This window comes from Brachyspira sp. (assembly GCF_029258575.1).
Lineage (GTDB): Bacteria > Spirochaetota > Brachyspiria > Brachyspirales > Brachyspiraceae > Brachyspira.
The window spans coordinates 22265-37277 of record NZ_JARHYI010000024.1; the positions used below are offsets into that span (position 1 = coordinate 22265).

General features: G+C 24.8%; 12 protein-coding genes. 6 read left to right on the forward strand and 6 right to left on the reverse strand.

The window, feature by feature from the left end:
• Positions 1 to 378: 378 nt before the first annotated feature.
• From Q1J76_RS01900 to Q1J76_RS01915, 4 genes are all read right to left on the reverse strand, one after another.
• Positions 379 to 831 carry an ankyrin repeat domain-containing protein gene (locus tag Q1J76_RS01900; protein WP_300365976.1) on the reverse strand — a complete coding sequence of 151 codons (453 nt, stop codon included), beginning with the start codon at positions 829 to 831 and terminating at the stop codon, positions 379 to 381.
• A gap of 376 nt (positions 832 to 1207) precedes the next feature.
• Positions 1208 to 2506 carry a glutamate-5-semialdehyde dehydrogenase gene (locus Q1J76_RS01905; protein WP_300365979.1) on the reverse strand — a complete coding sequence of 433 codons (1299 nt, stop codon included), beginning with the start codon at positions 2504 to 2506 and terminating at the stop codon, positions 1208 to 1210.
• 81 nt (positions 2507 to 2587) lie between these two features.
• Entirely contained in the window at positions 2588 to 3451 is an 864-nt protein-coding gene (locus Q1J76_RS01910) for a 50S ribosomal protein L11 methyltransferase (RefSeq protein ID WP_300365982.1), read from the reverse strand.
• A 72-nt stretch (positions 3452 to 3523) separates the two neighbouring features.
• A complete protein-coding gene (locus Q1J76_RS01915) occupies positions 3524 to 5467 on the reverse strand; it encodes a DUF4954 family protein (RefSeq protein WP_300365985.1) in 1944 nt (647 codons plus the stop codon).
• Between the two features lie 436 nt (positions 5468 to 5903).
• On the opposite strand from Q1J76_RS01915, the gene Q1J76_RS01920 reads away from it, so the two are divergent.
• The 5 genes from Q1J76_RS01920 (at position 5904) to rsgA (ending at position 12947) form a co-directional block, all read left to right on the forward strand.
• A complete protein-coding gene (locus tag Q1J76_RS01920) occupies positions 5904 to 6308 on the forward strand; it encodes an ArsR/SmtB family transcription factor (protein ID WP_498034118.1) in 405 nt (134 codons plus the stop codon).
• The gene (locus Q1J76_RS01925) at positions 6295 to 8253 is read left to right on the forward strand and encodes a heavy metal translocating P-type ATPase (protein WP_300365988.1); all 1959 of its coding nucleotides are present in this window, start codon (positions 6295 to 6297) and stop codon (positions 8251 to 8253) included. The genes Q1J76_RS01920 and Q1J76_RS01925 overlap by 14 nt, the downstream gene beginning before the upstream one ends.
• A 387-nt stretch (positions 8254 to 8640) precedes the next feature.
• On the forward strand, positions 8641 to 10053 hold the full coding sequence (locus tag Q1J76_RS01930) for an MBOAT family O-acyltransferase (protein ID WP_300365991.1): 1413 nt from the start codon (positions 8641 to 8643) through the stop codon (positions 10051 to 10053).
• Positions 10054 to 10068: 15 nt separating this feature from the next.
• Positions 10069 to 11793 (forward strand): alginate O-acetyltransferase AlgX-related protein, encoded by a 1725-nt coding sequence (locus Q1J76_RS01935; protein WP_300365994.1) that lies wholly within the window; start codon positions 10069 to 10071, stop codon positions 11791 to 11793.
• 62 nt (positions 11794 to 11855) lie between these two features.
• Positions 11856 to 12947: a ribosome small subunit-dependent GTPase A gene (gene rsgA, locus Q1J76_RS01940; RefSeq protein WP_300365997.1), complete on the forward strand. Its 1092-nt coding sequence runs from the start codon at positions 11856 to 11858 to the stop codon at positions 12945 to 12947.
• 54 nt (positions 12948 to 13001) lie between these two features.
• On the opposite strand, the gene Q1J76_RS01945 is transcribed toward rsgA, so the two are convergent.
• Together Q1J76_RS01945 and Q1J76_RS01950 are read right to left on the reverse strand one after the other, a co-directional pair.
• Positions 13002 to 13349 (reverse strand): YqfO family protein, encoded by a 348-nt coding sequence (locus Q1J76_RS01945; RefSeq protein ID WP_300366000.1) that lies wholly within the window; start codon positions 13347 to 13349, stop codon positions 13002 to 13004.
• Between the two features lie 13 nt (positions 13350 to 13362).
• Positions 13363 to 14184: an aldo/keto reductase gene (locus Q1J76_RS01950; RefSeq protein WP_300366002.1), complete on the reverse strand. Its 822-nt coding sequence runs from the start codon at positions 14182 to 14184 to the stop codon at positions 13363 to 13365.
• Between the two features lie 165 nt (positions 14185 to 14349).
• Between Q1J76_RS01950 and fliS the strand changes: the two genes are divergently transcribed.
• Positions 14350 to 14808 (forward strand): flagellar export chaperone FliS, encoded by a 459-nt coding sequence (gene fliS, locus Q1J76_RS01955; protein ID WP_300366005.1) that lies wholly within the window; start codon positions 14350 to 14352, stop codon positions 14806 to 14808.
• The last annotated feature ends 205 nt before the right edge of the window (positions 14809 to 15013 follow it).

Here is a 15013-nt window from a genome sequence, read left to right on the forward strand (position 1 = left end):
CAAAATTAAAAACTTAATTATTAAAAAACTTCATGAAATTATATTATTATATCAAAATCGGCTATTTTATCAAGTTTTATATAACTATTTTATCAATGTAATTTATTTTATATATTTCTATTTATGTAAAAATCTAATAATTTATTTTATTGTATATCTTTTATGAAGATTCAGGTTTTTATAGAAGCTTAAATTTATTTTTCTATAATGATATGCGAATTTTGGTTTGAATTATATTTCAAAAGTTCAAATTAATTATAAATTTATAATATTGAGCATATTAGTTTTCAAAGTTAGTTCAAATTAATTTTTTATAAACTTCAATAATATTTTATATAATTATTCAATTAATTAATACTATTTTTATAATATTGTATTTTATTTAGCACCTGCAGTTTTTAAAAGACTTACAATATTATTATGTTTTTCTTTAGTGGCATAAGTTAAAGCTGTTTTATCTTTTTTATCTTTTATATTTACTTTGGCACCTGCATCTATTAAAAGTCTTACAACATCAATATGTCCGTTTTCTGCTGCTTTACTTATTGCTGTTCTGCCTGCTTTATTTTGAAGATTTAAATGGCATCTGTACTGAAGTAATAATTCTATGATTTGAAGATGTCCGTATTCAGATGCTTTTATTAATGCATTATCGCCTTTGGAATCCTGTTCATTTATATCCTCTCCGTCTTTAAGAATCTCTCTTATCTTTTTTGCATCTCCTGCTTCAGCTGCATTTACCAAGTCCAAATTACTTTTAGAAAATGCATTTCCATAAAATGATAATAATATAATTATAAAAAATAAAAATACTTTATTATTTAATTTCATAACTATACTCCAATATTTTATTACATATTAAAAATCGTCATTTTTTCATAAATATTTTATTAAAAATTTTTAAATAAAAATATTTTAATAATTATAATATACACATCTTTTATCTATTATTATAGATATATTATTTTATAAAAGTTTTATGATTTGTTAATAAAAATATTTCGCATATATGTATATTTTCTATAGAGTTTTATAATTAAATTTAATGTATTAGTTAATTTTTATTTATATTAATAAAATTGTAAACTTTCTGCCTCTTTATAAAAATAAGCTTGCAGTGTGTTCATAATTTTATTATTCTCTTTACAATAAAAAATTTTTAGTTAATAGATACTAACATTTTTATGAATATCAGAACTAATAATTTTTATTTTATTCTCTTATGCTTGAAACTAGCTCTATGATTAACATAATCATCTACGATTTGATAGTTTCCAAAAATTTTATATTTGTATATAGTTAAACCTTCCAAGCCTACGGGACCTCTTGCATGAGTTTTGTTTGTAGATATTCCAACTTCGGCACCGAAACCGTATCTGAATCCGTCAGCAAATCTTGTTGAAGCATTGCAATATACATTAGCAGAATCAACATAAGTCATAAATTTTTCTATATTATCTTTGTCTTCTGATATTATTGAATCTGTATGATGAGAGCCGTATTTATTTATATGATTATATGCTTCTTCTGTGTCTGATACTATTTTTAAAGATACTTCTTTTTCTCCGTATTCTAAATGCCATTCTTTTACTTCGCCTATATCCGATTTATCAAGTATTTTTCTCACTTCATTATCGCCGTTTATTTTTATTTCATTATCTTTGAATAGATTATAAATTTTTGGCAAGTATTCTGAAGCAATATTTTTATTTATGAGTATAGTTTCAACAGCATTGCATGCACTTGGATACTGAGCCTTGGCATCTAAACATATTTTAAGTGCTTTTTCTTGATTGGCACTTTCATCTATATATAAATGACATATTCCATCAGCATGCCCTAATACTGGTATATTTGTATTTGCTTTTATGTACTGAACTAAATTATTTCCGCCTCTTGGTATTATGAGGTCAATATATTTATCCATTGATAATAATTCTTTTATATCCTCTCTAGTAAATACCAAATTAACAGAGTTCTTTGGGAATTCTCTCATACTGTTTAGTGTTTCTTCTATTATAGAGAATATTGCTTTATTTGTATTGTCTCCCTCAGTTCCTCCTTTAAGTATAACAGCATTTGAAGATTTTATACATAAAGAAGATATTTGAGATATAACATCAGGACGGGCTTCAAATATTACAGCTACAAGCCCAATAGGACAGGATACTTTTTTTAATACCAAATTGTCATCAAGCTCTGTTTCTAATAATGTTTTATTTATAGGGTCTTCAAGTTTTACAACATCCCTTATTCCTGAAACAACATCTATTAATTTATTTTCATCTAATTTTAATCTTCCAAATATTGCTTTTGAAATTTTATTTTCATTTAGAAGTTTCTCTGCATATTCCAAATCTTTTTTATTTGCTTCAAATATTTTATCTTTATTTTCTTCTATTTTTTTTGCTATTTCAAGAAGTGCTTTGTTTTTTATATCTGTGCTTAAAGACTGTAATTGATATGTAGCCTCCTTAGCATTTTTTACTAAATCTATCAACTGCATATAATTCTCCATTTTTTGATATTTATTTATTAACTATAATTATATAAATTATGAAAATATTATCAATAATTTTATAATTAATCATAAATTAAGCATTAAAGATACCCAGTCATTTTTTCTTTTTCTTAAAATAATATTGAGTTTATTTTCTCTTATTGCATTATTCATATATGATTCTTTTTCTAATAGTATTCCTGATAATATTAAAATGGAATTAGCTTTTAATAATTCTCTTAATTCGGCAAGTATTTCTATTAGTATATCCGTTTCAATATTTGCAATTACAAGATCGAATTTAGAATTTATCAAATCTCCAGTACTGCCAAGTATAATATTATTCAATTCAATATTATTATAAGAAGCATTATCCATAGTGCAATTAACAGCATCATTGTCTATATCTGCAGATGTAATATCTCTTGCCCCCAATTTATATGCCAATAATGATAATATACCGCTTCCGCATCCTATATCAGCTATAGATTTTGATGTTATGTCATTATTATTTGCATATTCATTTATCATTTCAAGGGCGAGATATGTAGTTTCATGAGTACCAGAACCAAATGCATACTGTTTTGCTATATATAAAGTATTTTCACTTTCTTCATCATAAAAATCTTTTAAATTAGGTACTATAGTTATATTTCCTATATTGAAGGGTTTTAAAAAATCCATATATGAAGTCAAATATTCTTCGGACTTTAATTTTTCTATATTATAACTATATTCTGTATTATCTTTAATATTTTCTTCTATTATTAAAAGATTATTTTTTAATATTTCCTCATTTTCATTATATATATTAACTATCGATATACTTTCATCTTTTATTGGAAATTCTATATTAAACCCAAGTATATTTAATTTTCCGCTTTCTATGATAGCTTCAATGATATCTTCAAATCCTCTTTCCAATTTTATAGACAATGAATATATAATCATAATAACTCCAAAGTGAATATTTTTTCATTATTATAATATATTAATTATTTTATTGATATCATTTATTTTAGTTTACATATCTTTTTTATATTTTATTACAAAAGCATTATCACTAACAGTTCCTCTTACAGCCTCAAAATCTTTTTCCATAACATTTTTATCATCTATTCCAAAACTAACCATTTTTGATATATCATATTCTTTTTGAACATCTTTATAAAATATTTTATAGGCTTCTTCAATTAATGATATATGTCTTTGTAATAATGTTTTTATAGTTTTTTTATTTATATCTTTAATATTGTATCTTGATTTAGCTTTATCCATAACCCAAGATTTTTCATCTTCTGTATATATATTGTATAATTTTTCAAATTCGCCTATTAAGGTTTTTATATCATTTATTTTATCATTTTCTAAATTTTTGATAATATTATCTACTCTTTGTTTTGCACATATAAGCCCTCCTATATCTGCCCATTTTTCAAAAATATTATTTTCATCATATTGCAAACTTGATATTATTTCATCTATATTTTTTGAATTTTTAATATATAAAATTATTTTGTTATGTAAGTACAAATCTATTGCTATTGAGTATCTTTTTGAATATTTATCCAAAGAAGATTTTTTTATAATCATATTATTGTATGTTAAGAAATTTTTATTATTATCATCAATATTTTGTTTTTTTATTTCTCTTAATATTTCTTCAGATTTAAGCATTTTTGATACGGTATAAGGACTAAATACATCGAATATTATTAAATCTTTTTTATCCCCTTTCCTTCTATCTCTGTCTTTCCATTTATTTTCATCTCTTGAAAGTCCTACGCCAAAAAGGTTTAAAGCTGGTATAAGTCTAGTTTGATGATATCCATGTTCTGTGATATATGAGAAAGGAAAATCAGAGGAGTCAACATTATCATAATGGGATCCTATAACAGTTGAAAATGCTCCTATATGAGAAGGCCATAAAATATATGAATTGCTTCCAGTTTTGCATCCTCTTTCCATAAATCCATGATGATAAGGTCCTAATTTATACATATGATTGCTTTGATTTGTTGCACTTCCTGCATTGAAAAAAGAGAAATGACTTGCTATTAAAAGTGTAGCTTTATGATGAGTAACTGTATAAGGAGCTGCAAATATAGAAAACATTTCTCCATGTTCTCCCTCACAATTTGCAAATAGAAGAGAATCCTCACATGAAAATTGTCTTCCTAATTTTACACCTTCACCTATAAATGCTTTTTTTGTAAGAGTGCCATCAACTATATTAGCTCCTTTAAGAACAATAGAATCTTTTAATATAACAGAAGTTCCTATATATGAAGGACATTCTTTTGTGCTGATTATTGTAGTGTTATTAATTTCATCTGTATTTTCTATTGTAGTATATGGATCTATTAAAGAGTTTTTTATTAATCTTGCATTTATGATTTTTGCATGCTTTTTTATTTTTCCAAATCTTCTAGTTTTTTGTTTTGTGTATTGATCTATGATAGAGTTTATTTTTTCACGCATTAATTTTTCATGTCTGTACATTGCAATTAAATATGCTATATGAGAATTAAGCCTATTAAAAATTTTTACGCTTCTTCCATCTCCTTCCATAATAGGGGAGGTTTCCACTCCGTTTCCAAAACTACTTTTTCCTTCCATGTATATAGAACCTGCATTTTCTATTATTACTCCATTATCTATTTTGTAGTTTGCTATAAATCTTCCTACATTATTGATATATACATTTCCATTAATAAATACATCTATTAAAGTTGCTCTATTTATAGATGCTAGTAATTTTACTTTTTTATGATATCTTACCATTCCATTAAGTGCATTTATTTTAATTTTTCCATGAAACTTAACATCTTTTATTCTGCTTAAATCTACATTTTTTATTAATATTTTTTCCCAAGATTGAGAACTGCATCCTTGGGATTTTAGGAAATTTATTTCTTCATTTGTGAGATTTCTAAAATCATTATCCTGTTTTTTGAAAATATACATAACTAAAAAAATTTCCTTATAAAATATTATTTATTTATCATTATGTTAACTTATAAAAAATATGTAAATTTTTTGTAAAAATGAAAATTCGTTAAAAAATGAAAAATATTACAGATTATATATCATAATTAAATAATTTGCTATCACTGTATGAAATAAATTTTTATTTTATTAAAGTTAGTTGATAATATATTAAGTTGTAAAATTTTCATCATCAGTAACAGTTACTGTAATAGAACTTCTTCACCTTTACTTGAAGTAAATCCATCAAATGTGTATCCGATTTTAGATTTTACTTTTTATATAAAAAATTACAAAAAGATAGATTTTTAATTTATAAATTGAAAATTAAAAAAAATTATATTTATTATTGACTTAATTCTTATATAAGTATATTATAATATTCTAATATACTTATATAAGAGGTTATGTATTAATGAAAAAGAATACAAAAAAAATAAGTATGAAAGAAGATAATTTTTATAAAGAAACTGATTATGATGATAATTGCGAAGTAAATGTTTCTGACAGTAATATATCTTCATTCATACCAAAATTACCAAATGATGAAGAGTTTTCTCTTTTAGCTGATTTTTTTTCTGTATTTTCTGATTCAACAAGATTAAAGATAATATCAGCTTTGAGTGAAAAGGAATTATGCGTACATGAATTATCATCATTACTTGATATGAAGCAGCCTTCTGTATCTCAGCATTTAAAGATGCTTTGGCAGGCTAGGGTAGTAAAAAAAAGAAAAGTAGGTCTTCATGTTTTTTATAGATTAGATGATGAGCATATAGAAAAAATTTATACTTGGGGGTATGAGCATGTTAAAGAATAAAGAAAGGCTTTTATTTTTATTAGAAATAGTTTTAGGACTTGTTGTATTAATATTATTATATACTATGCATAAAAGTTTGCATGGCATTATAGAATATATTATTTTCTTTATACCTTATTTTATTTTGGGAAGGGAAGTATTCAAAAATGCAGCTTTAGATTTTATTAAGGGAAAGTTTATGCGTGAAAGTTTCCTTATGAGCATTGCTACAATAGGAGCTATAATGCTTCATGAACTTCCTGAGGCTTTGGCTGTACTTATGTTTTATAGAATTGGAGATTATTTTGAAGATATGGCAGTTAATAAATCTAAACGAACAATAGCTGCATTAATGGCTATAAGACCCGATTCTGCAAATATTATAAGAGAGAATGGAAAAGTTGAAAAGGTTGATATATCTGAAGTTCATATAAATGATAATATAATAATAAATCCATTTGAAAAAGTTCCTCTTGATTCTGTAATATATGAAGGAGAAAGCTGGATTGATACTAAGGCTTTAACAGGAGAGAGCATGCCTAGAAATGTTAAAGTTAATGATGAAATTCTTGCTGGTACTATTAATGGTGATAATACAATAAAAGCAAAAGTAATAAGAGATTATGGAGAATCATCAATAGCTAAAATATTAAAATTAGTTCAGGATTCGCAAAATAGAAAGGCTAGTATAGAGCAGTTTATAAGCAGATTTGCAGGTATATATACACCTATAGTGGTATTTGGTGCTATTTTACTTACTGTAATTCCTACTATAATGTATGGTACAGAGGTTTTTGATAATTGGTTCAAACGTTCTTTAACTTTATTGGTAGTATCCTGTCCTTGTGCTTTTATGGTTGGTATTCCTTTGACATATTTTGCTTCCATAGGCAGAGCTTCAAAATTGGGTATAATGGTTAAAGGTGGTATATTTTTGGACTTTCTTGCAAAAACTCAAAAAGTTATTTTCGATAAAACAGGTACTCTTACAAAGGGAGAATTTTCAATAAGAGATATATATAATACTGGTTTATATGATAATGAAACTTTATTTAAATATGCTGCTTATGCTGAAAAAGGTTCTTCCCATCCTATTGCTGTATCAATAATAGAACATTACAAAAATAATCATAATGGTATTATAGATGATAATTTGATAAAAAGTCATAAGGATATAAGTGGAAAAGGTGCTTCATCAATAGTTGATAATAAGAATGTATTGATAGGAGGACTTGACTTATTAAAGCACAATAATATTGATATAAAAGATATTGAAAAAGATATTAAAGAAAAAAATATAAATGTTCATATAGCAATAGATTCAAAATATGCTGGAGGTTTTTATATTGATGACAGTGTGAAAGATGATACTAAAGAGGCTATTGCTTTATTAAATTCTATGAATATAAAAACTGCATTGATAAGTGGAGATAATATTGATAGAGTGGAGGCATTTGCAAAAGATATGAATATACAATCATTTAAAGGTGGCTGTCTTCCAGAAGATAAAGTAAATGTACTTGAAACTATGATGAAAGATTCAAAGGCTTCTATATTTGTAGGAGATGGTATTAATGATGCACCTTCTTTGGCACGTGCTGATATTGGTATTGCTATGGGGGGACTTGGTTCTGATGCTGCTATAGAGAATGCCGATGTTGTTATTATGGATGATAAGCCTTCAAAAGTTTCTACTGTTATAAAACTTGCTAAGAAAAATCATGTCGTAGTTGTACAGAATATTCTTTTATCATTAGTAATAAAATTCGGAGCTATTATTTTGGGAGCTTTGGGACTTGCTTCTATGTGGTTAGCTATATTTGCTGATACTGGTGTTACTGTTATAGTAGTATTGAATGCTTTGAGGCTTCTTTATCCTTTTGGAGAAAAAGACGATACTGCTAATATAGATATCAAAAATTGCGATATAAAAGTTGGTAATTGTGATTGTGGTTGTGAGAATTAATAAATAATTTTATTATATTTATAGAGATGTATATTTTATGTATGCATCTCTATTTTTATATTTGACATTAAAGAGAAATTATAATATTATATTTGAGATAACTTTATAATAGGAGTCTTAATCATGTTGGTAACCGAACCGAACCGAACCGAACCGCACCCGCTTCGTGCCGCACATTTTATCTTATTCTTATACAAAACATTCTTTATTTTATTCTAACTTAGTATATTATTACAAATCTTTTAAGCATACTTTATCTTATTTTAGCTTAGTTTTTTATATCTGTTTTATTCAGCATTCTAATATAATAGGCAATTTATTATATATTTCATTCTATTTAGTAAAAAAAATATTTTTAAATAAAAAATTTATAGTTGTGGAATTATTATGTTATTTAGCTCTATGATTTTTTTATGGTTTTTTCTACCTTTAGTGTTTTTTGCCTATTATATAATAGATAAAAGATTTAGAAATGTATGGCTTCTTATAGCTAGTATTGTATTCTATGCTTGGGGAGGGGCTAATTATACTCTAATAATGTTTTCTTCTATAATTATCAATTATGTTTTTGCATTGTTAATAGATAAAGCAATAGAAAAAAATAATACATTAAAAAAGAAAATATATTTAGCCTTATGTATAATCATTAATTTATTAATACTAGGATATTATAAATATACGGATTTTGCTATATCAATAATTAATTTAATATCTGCTAAAGAAATAATAGGTTTAAAAAATATAGTTCTTCCTATAGGAATATCTTTCTATACCTTTCAAGCTTTATCTTATGTTATAGATGTTTATAGAGAAGAAAATAAAGCTCAGAAAAATATTATTAATTTAGCTTTATATATTTCTTTCTTTCCACAGTTAATAGCTGGACCTATAGTTAAATATCATGATGTAGATATACAAATAATTAAAAGAACAGAGAGTTTAGAAAATATTAGTTATGGTATTAAAAGGTTCATTTATGGACTGTCTAAAAAAGTAATATTAGCAAATATGTTTGCATTATCCTGTGATGAGATATTAAAACAACCTGTAAGTGAATTAAGTACAGTTTTAGTATGGTTAGCAGGTTTATTGTATACACTTCAGATTTATTATGATTTTTCTGGTTATTCTGATATGGCTATAGGTCTGGGTTATATGTTTGGATTTAAATTTTTAGAGAATTTTAATTATCCTTATATATCTAAATCTATTCAAGATTTTTGGAGAAGATGGCATATATCTTTATCTACTTGGTTTAAGGAATATTTATACATTCCATTAGGTGGTAATAGAAAAGGAAAATATTTTACTTATTTTAATCTATTTATAGTATTTTTTGCTACAGGTTTATGGCATGGAGCTAGTTTTAATTTTATTCTTTGGGGCTTATGGCATGGACTTTTTTTGATATTAGAGCGTATATTTTTAGGTAAGCTTTTAGAAAAAAATAAATTTGCATTTATTAATCATATATATGTAATATTTGTATTTGTATTAGGCTGGGTACTTTTTAGAGCTAATGATTTAAAGCATGCTTTTGATTTATATAAAGTTATGTTTAGTTATCAGGAAAGTATTTATACTATAAGATATTTCTTTTATCCGCAAACACAACTTTGTTTTGTATTTGGTATATTATTCAGCGGTTTATTTCAAAGTTTATTTCCAAAGATTAAAGAGGCTGTATTTTCAAGTAAGATCTATATATTAGAAAGCATTATTCAATTTATACTTCTATTCATTTGTATTATGTATTTGGTGAATGGTACTTACAATCCTTTTATTTATTTTAGATTTTAATTCTTGGAGAGTTATATGAAAGATAAAAAATTATTTAAAATACTATTATATGCAGGAATTTCTCTTATTCTAATATTATTTATTTTAGGTAATATTAGTAGAAAAGGTTATTTATCATTAGTTTCTATTAATATGGATGATACTTTAAAAATAAATAATATCGATATAGAAGAAACTAAAAAATTATTCATATTAGATAATGAATTAGATTATTCTAATTATATATTTACAAATTCTAATATATCAAAATATAGTTATAATTTTAGAATAAGCTATTACAGCAAAATATTTAGAAATAGTGATATATACGGTGTTTATTTAAATACTAATAGTTTACCTGATTATATAAATAATGTAGAATTTCAAGAGAAAGGAACACCTTTTGGTATTTTTATTTCATCTGTCAAAATAGAAGAAAATAAAATAGATAATATAAAATATAATTTAAGACTTAAATTTAGTTTTATTATGATACTATTTTTATCATTCATATTATTAAATATTTTTATTAATTTTATTATAAAATATAATTTTTGTAAGAATATAAATTTTGTAAATAGATATATTTTTATATTAGTAGTATTTTTATGTTTTTTGATAATGCCTAATATTATTTACAAAGTTTTTTATAATAAATTTGATCATACTAATTATGAAGGAAGAATTTTTGCTACAAAACCAGCATTTTCATTAAAAGAAATTCATAAATATCCACAGTTATTTGAAATGTATTTTAACGATAGTGTTGCATTTAGAAATGAACTTATTAAATTAAAAACTTTATTGGATAGATTTCTGTTTCATAATGTTTTTAATAGTAGAGTTTTTTTAGCAAAGGATAACTGGTTATTTTTAAAAGATAATTGGGTAATGGATAAATATTTTGGTTTAGATTATGAACACTATACATATGAAAAACTAGAGCAATATACGAATAATTTACTTTTTTTTAGAGATGAATTATCAAAAAGAGGTATAGATTTTATATTGATGGTATGTAATGATAAACAATTTATATATGATGAATATATGCCAAATTATATTAAAAGAAAAAGTACTGTATCTTCAACAGATAAAATATTAGAATATATTACTAATAATACAGATATAAAAGTACTTTATACTAAAGATAATTTATTAAAGTATAAATATAAATATCAATTATATTGTAAATATGATACGCATTGGAATTATTTAGGTGGTTATATAGGATATATGTCTTTGATGGAAGTATTAAAATTTCCATATATTAATATTGATAATTTGGATATTTTAACATTTAATGGGATTTATGAAGAGAAATATAAATATAATGGTGTATATAATGATATGGCTAGAATGTTATCATTAAATAAATTCGATTTTTATAATGATGATAATTATTATATAATATCTAATTATCTTGAAGAACAATATTTTCTTAATGCTCCAGATACGCATGGTCATTATTTTAAAACTTTTTCAAGTAATAATTATGCTATAGATAAAAAATTATTTATAATAAGAGACTCTTATATGCATAATATGATAGATTATATATCTACAATGTTCAAAGAAGTTATATATGTTCATCCAGAAACTTTTGATTATACTGCTATATTAAATGAAAATCCAGATATTCTAATATTTGAAACAGTAGAGCGAGGATTACATTATCATTTAGACAAAATAGTTACTTCTCATAAAATAATAGAGATGAATAAGGATTTAAAAACTTATACTATTGAAACAAATTATTAAATTGACAAATATTTTTATATTTAGTATTATATGATTATAATATTTTATTTGAGGTTATAATATTGAAAATAAAAGATATTGGTTTTGATGAATATTTTGAGAGATTAGCTTTAGAGAGTTTGAATATTGATTCTTTGAAAGATATCAATACTAATGAACTTATACCAGCAAGAGTTATAAGGATTAATAAAAGATACTACACACTTTTTTCTGATGAGGGAGAGTTTTTAGCTAGAATAAAAGGTAAGATTAGATACAATTCAGAAATACAAAGTGAGCTTCCTGTTGTAGGAGATTGGATATTAATGAAAAAATCGGATAATAATGCTTTTATTGATACTATTCTCACTAGAAAAAATATTTTATATAGAAAGGCAAATATTAAAAAAAATGATATACAGGCTATAGTAAGTAATATTGATTATGCTTTTATTATAGTTGGTATTGATAATGAAATGCCAATGTCTGCTATAGCAAGATATTTATCGGTTGTGCATACTTCAGGTATAAAACCTATAATAGCAATAAGTAAAATAGATTTGTATGAAGATGCAGAGTATAAGGAATTATTAGCTACTATAAAAGAAACTTACCCAAATGAAACAGCTTTTGCATATAGTTCAAAAACGGGTAAGAATGCAGATACATTTTTGAAATATATTAAGAAAGACACTTCATCAGTTTTTATAGGAGCCTCAGGAGCTGGAAAATCTACTATCATTAATTATCTTTTGAAAGATGAGAAGATGAAAACTCAGGAAGTAAGAGAGTACGATTTCAAAGGCATGCATACCACAACTCATAGAGAACTTTTGGTTTTAGAAAGTGGTGGTGTTGTAATAGATACCCCTGGATTAAGAAATTTAGGTTTATGGGAAGATGATAAGGGTATAAAGAAAACTTTTGAAGATTTGGAAGAGTATGCCAAAAGATGTAAGTTTAAAGACTGCACTCATCAGCATGAGCCAAACTGCTATATATTGGAACTTCTTGAAAATGATGAAATACCTTATGAAAGATATGATGCTTATATAACACTTCTTAATGAGAATAGAGAATTACAAAAAAGTTCAATAGAGATAAAAAAAGACAGAAAAATGGCATTAAAAAAAATCACAAAGCATAGAAATACTTATAAGAAAATTAAAAAATAAAATTATGAGTATTTAGAAATTTACTATATACTCATAATTATTATTTAATTTTGTTTAATAGTTAAGATTAACATTAAAATTATCATTCAATAGAGGTATAATATTTATAATAGGCTCTTCATAAGGATGAACCTCTTTCATAACTTTTATAATATTTTCTATATTTTTTGTATCTGTTGCAAACTCTACCTTATCTTCAGTAGCTTTTGATATTTCATTAACCTTTCCATCAAAAGGATTAGCCCCTTTCAATGGACGCCAATATCCTGTAATTGTTGTTACGGACATAACATTGTCATAATTACCAACACCTAATGCCCCTATATTATTCAAAGCCTCTCTAAGTTTTTGAGTGTATTCTGCAGGTATATATATTTCTATCTTAACTTTTTTTATATTCATACTTATTCCTTTATTAAAAATCAAAAGTCATAGGGTCAGGTCCCACTCTGTATCCATTTTCTAATGAGTTTATCTTTTCAATATCATTCTTATCCAATGTAAAATCAAATATATTTATATTTTCTTCTATCCTTTCTTTATTAATAGATTTAGGTATAACAGATATATTACTTTCTATATTCCATCTTAATATTATTTGAGCAGGAGTTTTATTGTATTTTTTTGCTATGTCAATTATAGTTTTATCGTTTAATAGTTTTCCTCTTCCCAAAGGCGACCATGCTTCCAGAATTATATTATGATTTTGGCAGAATTCTACTAATTCATTTCTAAGAAGATTTGGATGTCTTTCTATTTGATTTAATACAGGTGCAATATTACAATGAGCAAATATATCTTTTAGGTTATGTATTTCAAAATTGCTTAAGCCTATAGATTTAGCTTTTTTACTTTGACATATATTTTCTAATGCTCTGTATGTTTCTAAATATCTTTCTTTTTTCTGACCAGGCCAATGAATAAGTATCAAATCTATATAATCTGTATTAAGTTTTTCCAAGCTTTCTTCAAATGATTTTCTTGTAGAATTATATCCTTGTTTAGTATTCCATATTTTTGTAGTTATAAATACTTCTTCTCTTTTTATTCCAGTTTTTTTTATGGCTTCTCCTAATTCTTTTTCATTATCATAAAATTGAGCCGTATCAAATTTTCTATATCCAGCATCTATAGCCCATTTAACTGCATTTTCTAATTCTTTTTTATCTGTTATTTTATATACTCCAAGTCCTAGTATAGGCATTTCTATACTATTATTAAGTTTTACATTAGTCATAATTTATTCCTTTATTTATAGAATTAATTTTATTATATGATATAATAGATATTATTACAGCAATATTTTTTAGTTTATATGAATTAAAAAATTGTTTTATTGTTTTTATGATTTTCCGATAATATTTAGTAATTAACATAATAATTGCAATGGGGGGGGATTCAATTGTCAAGTAATAATGGTTATGAAAAATATAAAAAAGTAGATGTTAGTACAGCTTCTCAGAATAAACTTATAGTAATGCTTTATGACGGAGCTATAAAATTTTTGGAAACTGCCTGTGCCGCTATGGATAAGAAACATGGTACAGAAGAAGCCCATAACAATATAGTAAAAGCACAGGAAATTATATATGAGCTTTTAGCTTCCCTTAATTATGAGGCTGGAGATATAGCACATAGATTGGCGTCTATATATACATATATGAATCAGAAGTTAACTGAGGGCAATATATCAAAAACAAAACCTCCTATATTAGAGGTTATAAGATATCTTAAAGAGCTTAAAACAGCTTGGGAAGGTGTTGAAGAGCAGATTGCTAAAGGAAATGCTGAAAATAAAAGTTCATCTAATAATGATAATGCCATATCAAATGGCGACAGTAAATTAAATATAACAGGTTAAACAGTAATGAAAAAAATATATAAATTAACATCTCAAGGCTCGGAACTCCCGAGATTCGAACCCAAACATATGGTCAATGAGTTTACCACTCTAAAACGGCACCACGGGCTCGTTGCTTTTGTCGGTTGTAATCATATATACATATATTTACATATATATATATTGCTGATAGAAGCGAAAGTGCGTGTTCCTGGACATAATTGTG

Coding starts and splice junctions, on each gene's coding strand:
- Q1J76_RS01900 (WP_300365976.1), bottom strand. CDS start 831: ATGAAATTAAATAATAAAGTATTTTTATTTTTTATAATTATATTATTA.
- Q1J76_RS01905 (WP_300365979.1), bottom strand. CDS start 2,506: ATGCAGTTGATAGATTTAGTAAAAAATGCTAAGGAGGCTACATATCAA.
- Q1J76_RS01910 (WP_300365982.1), bottom strand. CDS start 3,451: ATGATTATATATTCATTGTCTATAAAATTGGAAAGAGGATTTGAAGAT.
- Q1J76_RS01915 (WP_300365985.1), bottom strand. CDS start 5,467: ATGTATATTTTCAAAAAACAGGATAATGATTTTAGAAATCTCACAAAT.
- Q1J76_RS01920 (WP_498034118.1), top strand. CDS start 5,904: ATGAAAAAGAATACAAAAAAAATAAGTATGAAAGAAGATAATTTTTAT.
- Q1J76_RS01925 (WP_300365988.1), top strand. CDS start 6,295: ATGTTAAAGAATAAAGAAAGGCTTTTATTTTTATTAGAAATAGTTTTA.
- Q1J76_RS01930 (WP_300365991.1), top strand. CDS start 8,641: ATGTTATTTAGCTCTATGATTTTTTTATGGTTTTTTCTACCTTTAGTG.
- Q1J76_RS01935 (WP_300365994.1), top strand. CDS start 10,069: ATGAAAGATAAAAAATTATTTAAAATACTATTATATGCAGGAATTTCT.
- Q1J76_RS01945 (WP_300366000.1), bottom strand. CDS start 13,349: ATGAATATAAAAAAAGTTAAGATAGAAATATATATACCTGCAGAATAC.
- Q1J76_RS01950 (WP_300366002.1), bottom strand. CDS start 14,184: ATGACTAATGTAAAACTTAATAATAGTATAGAAATGCCTATACTAGGA.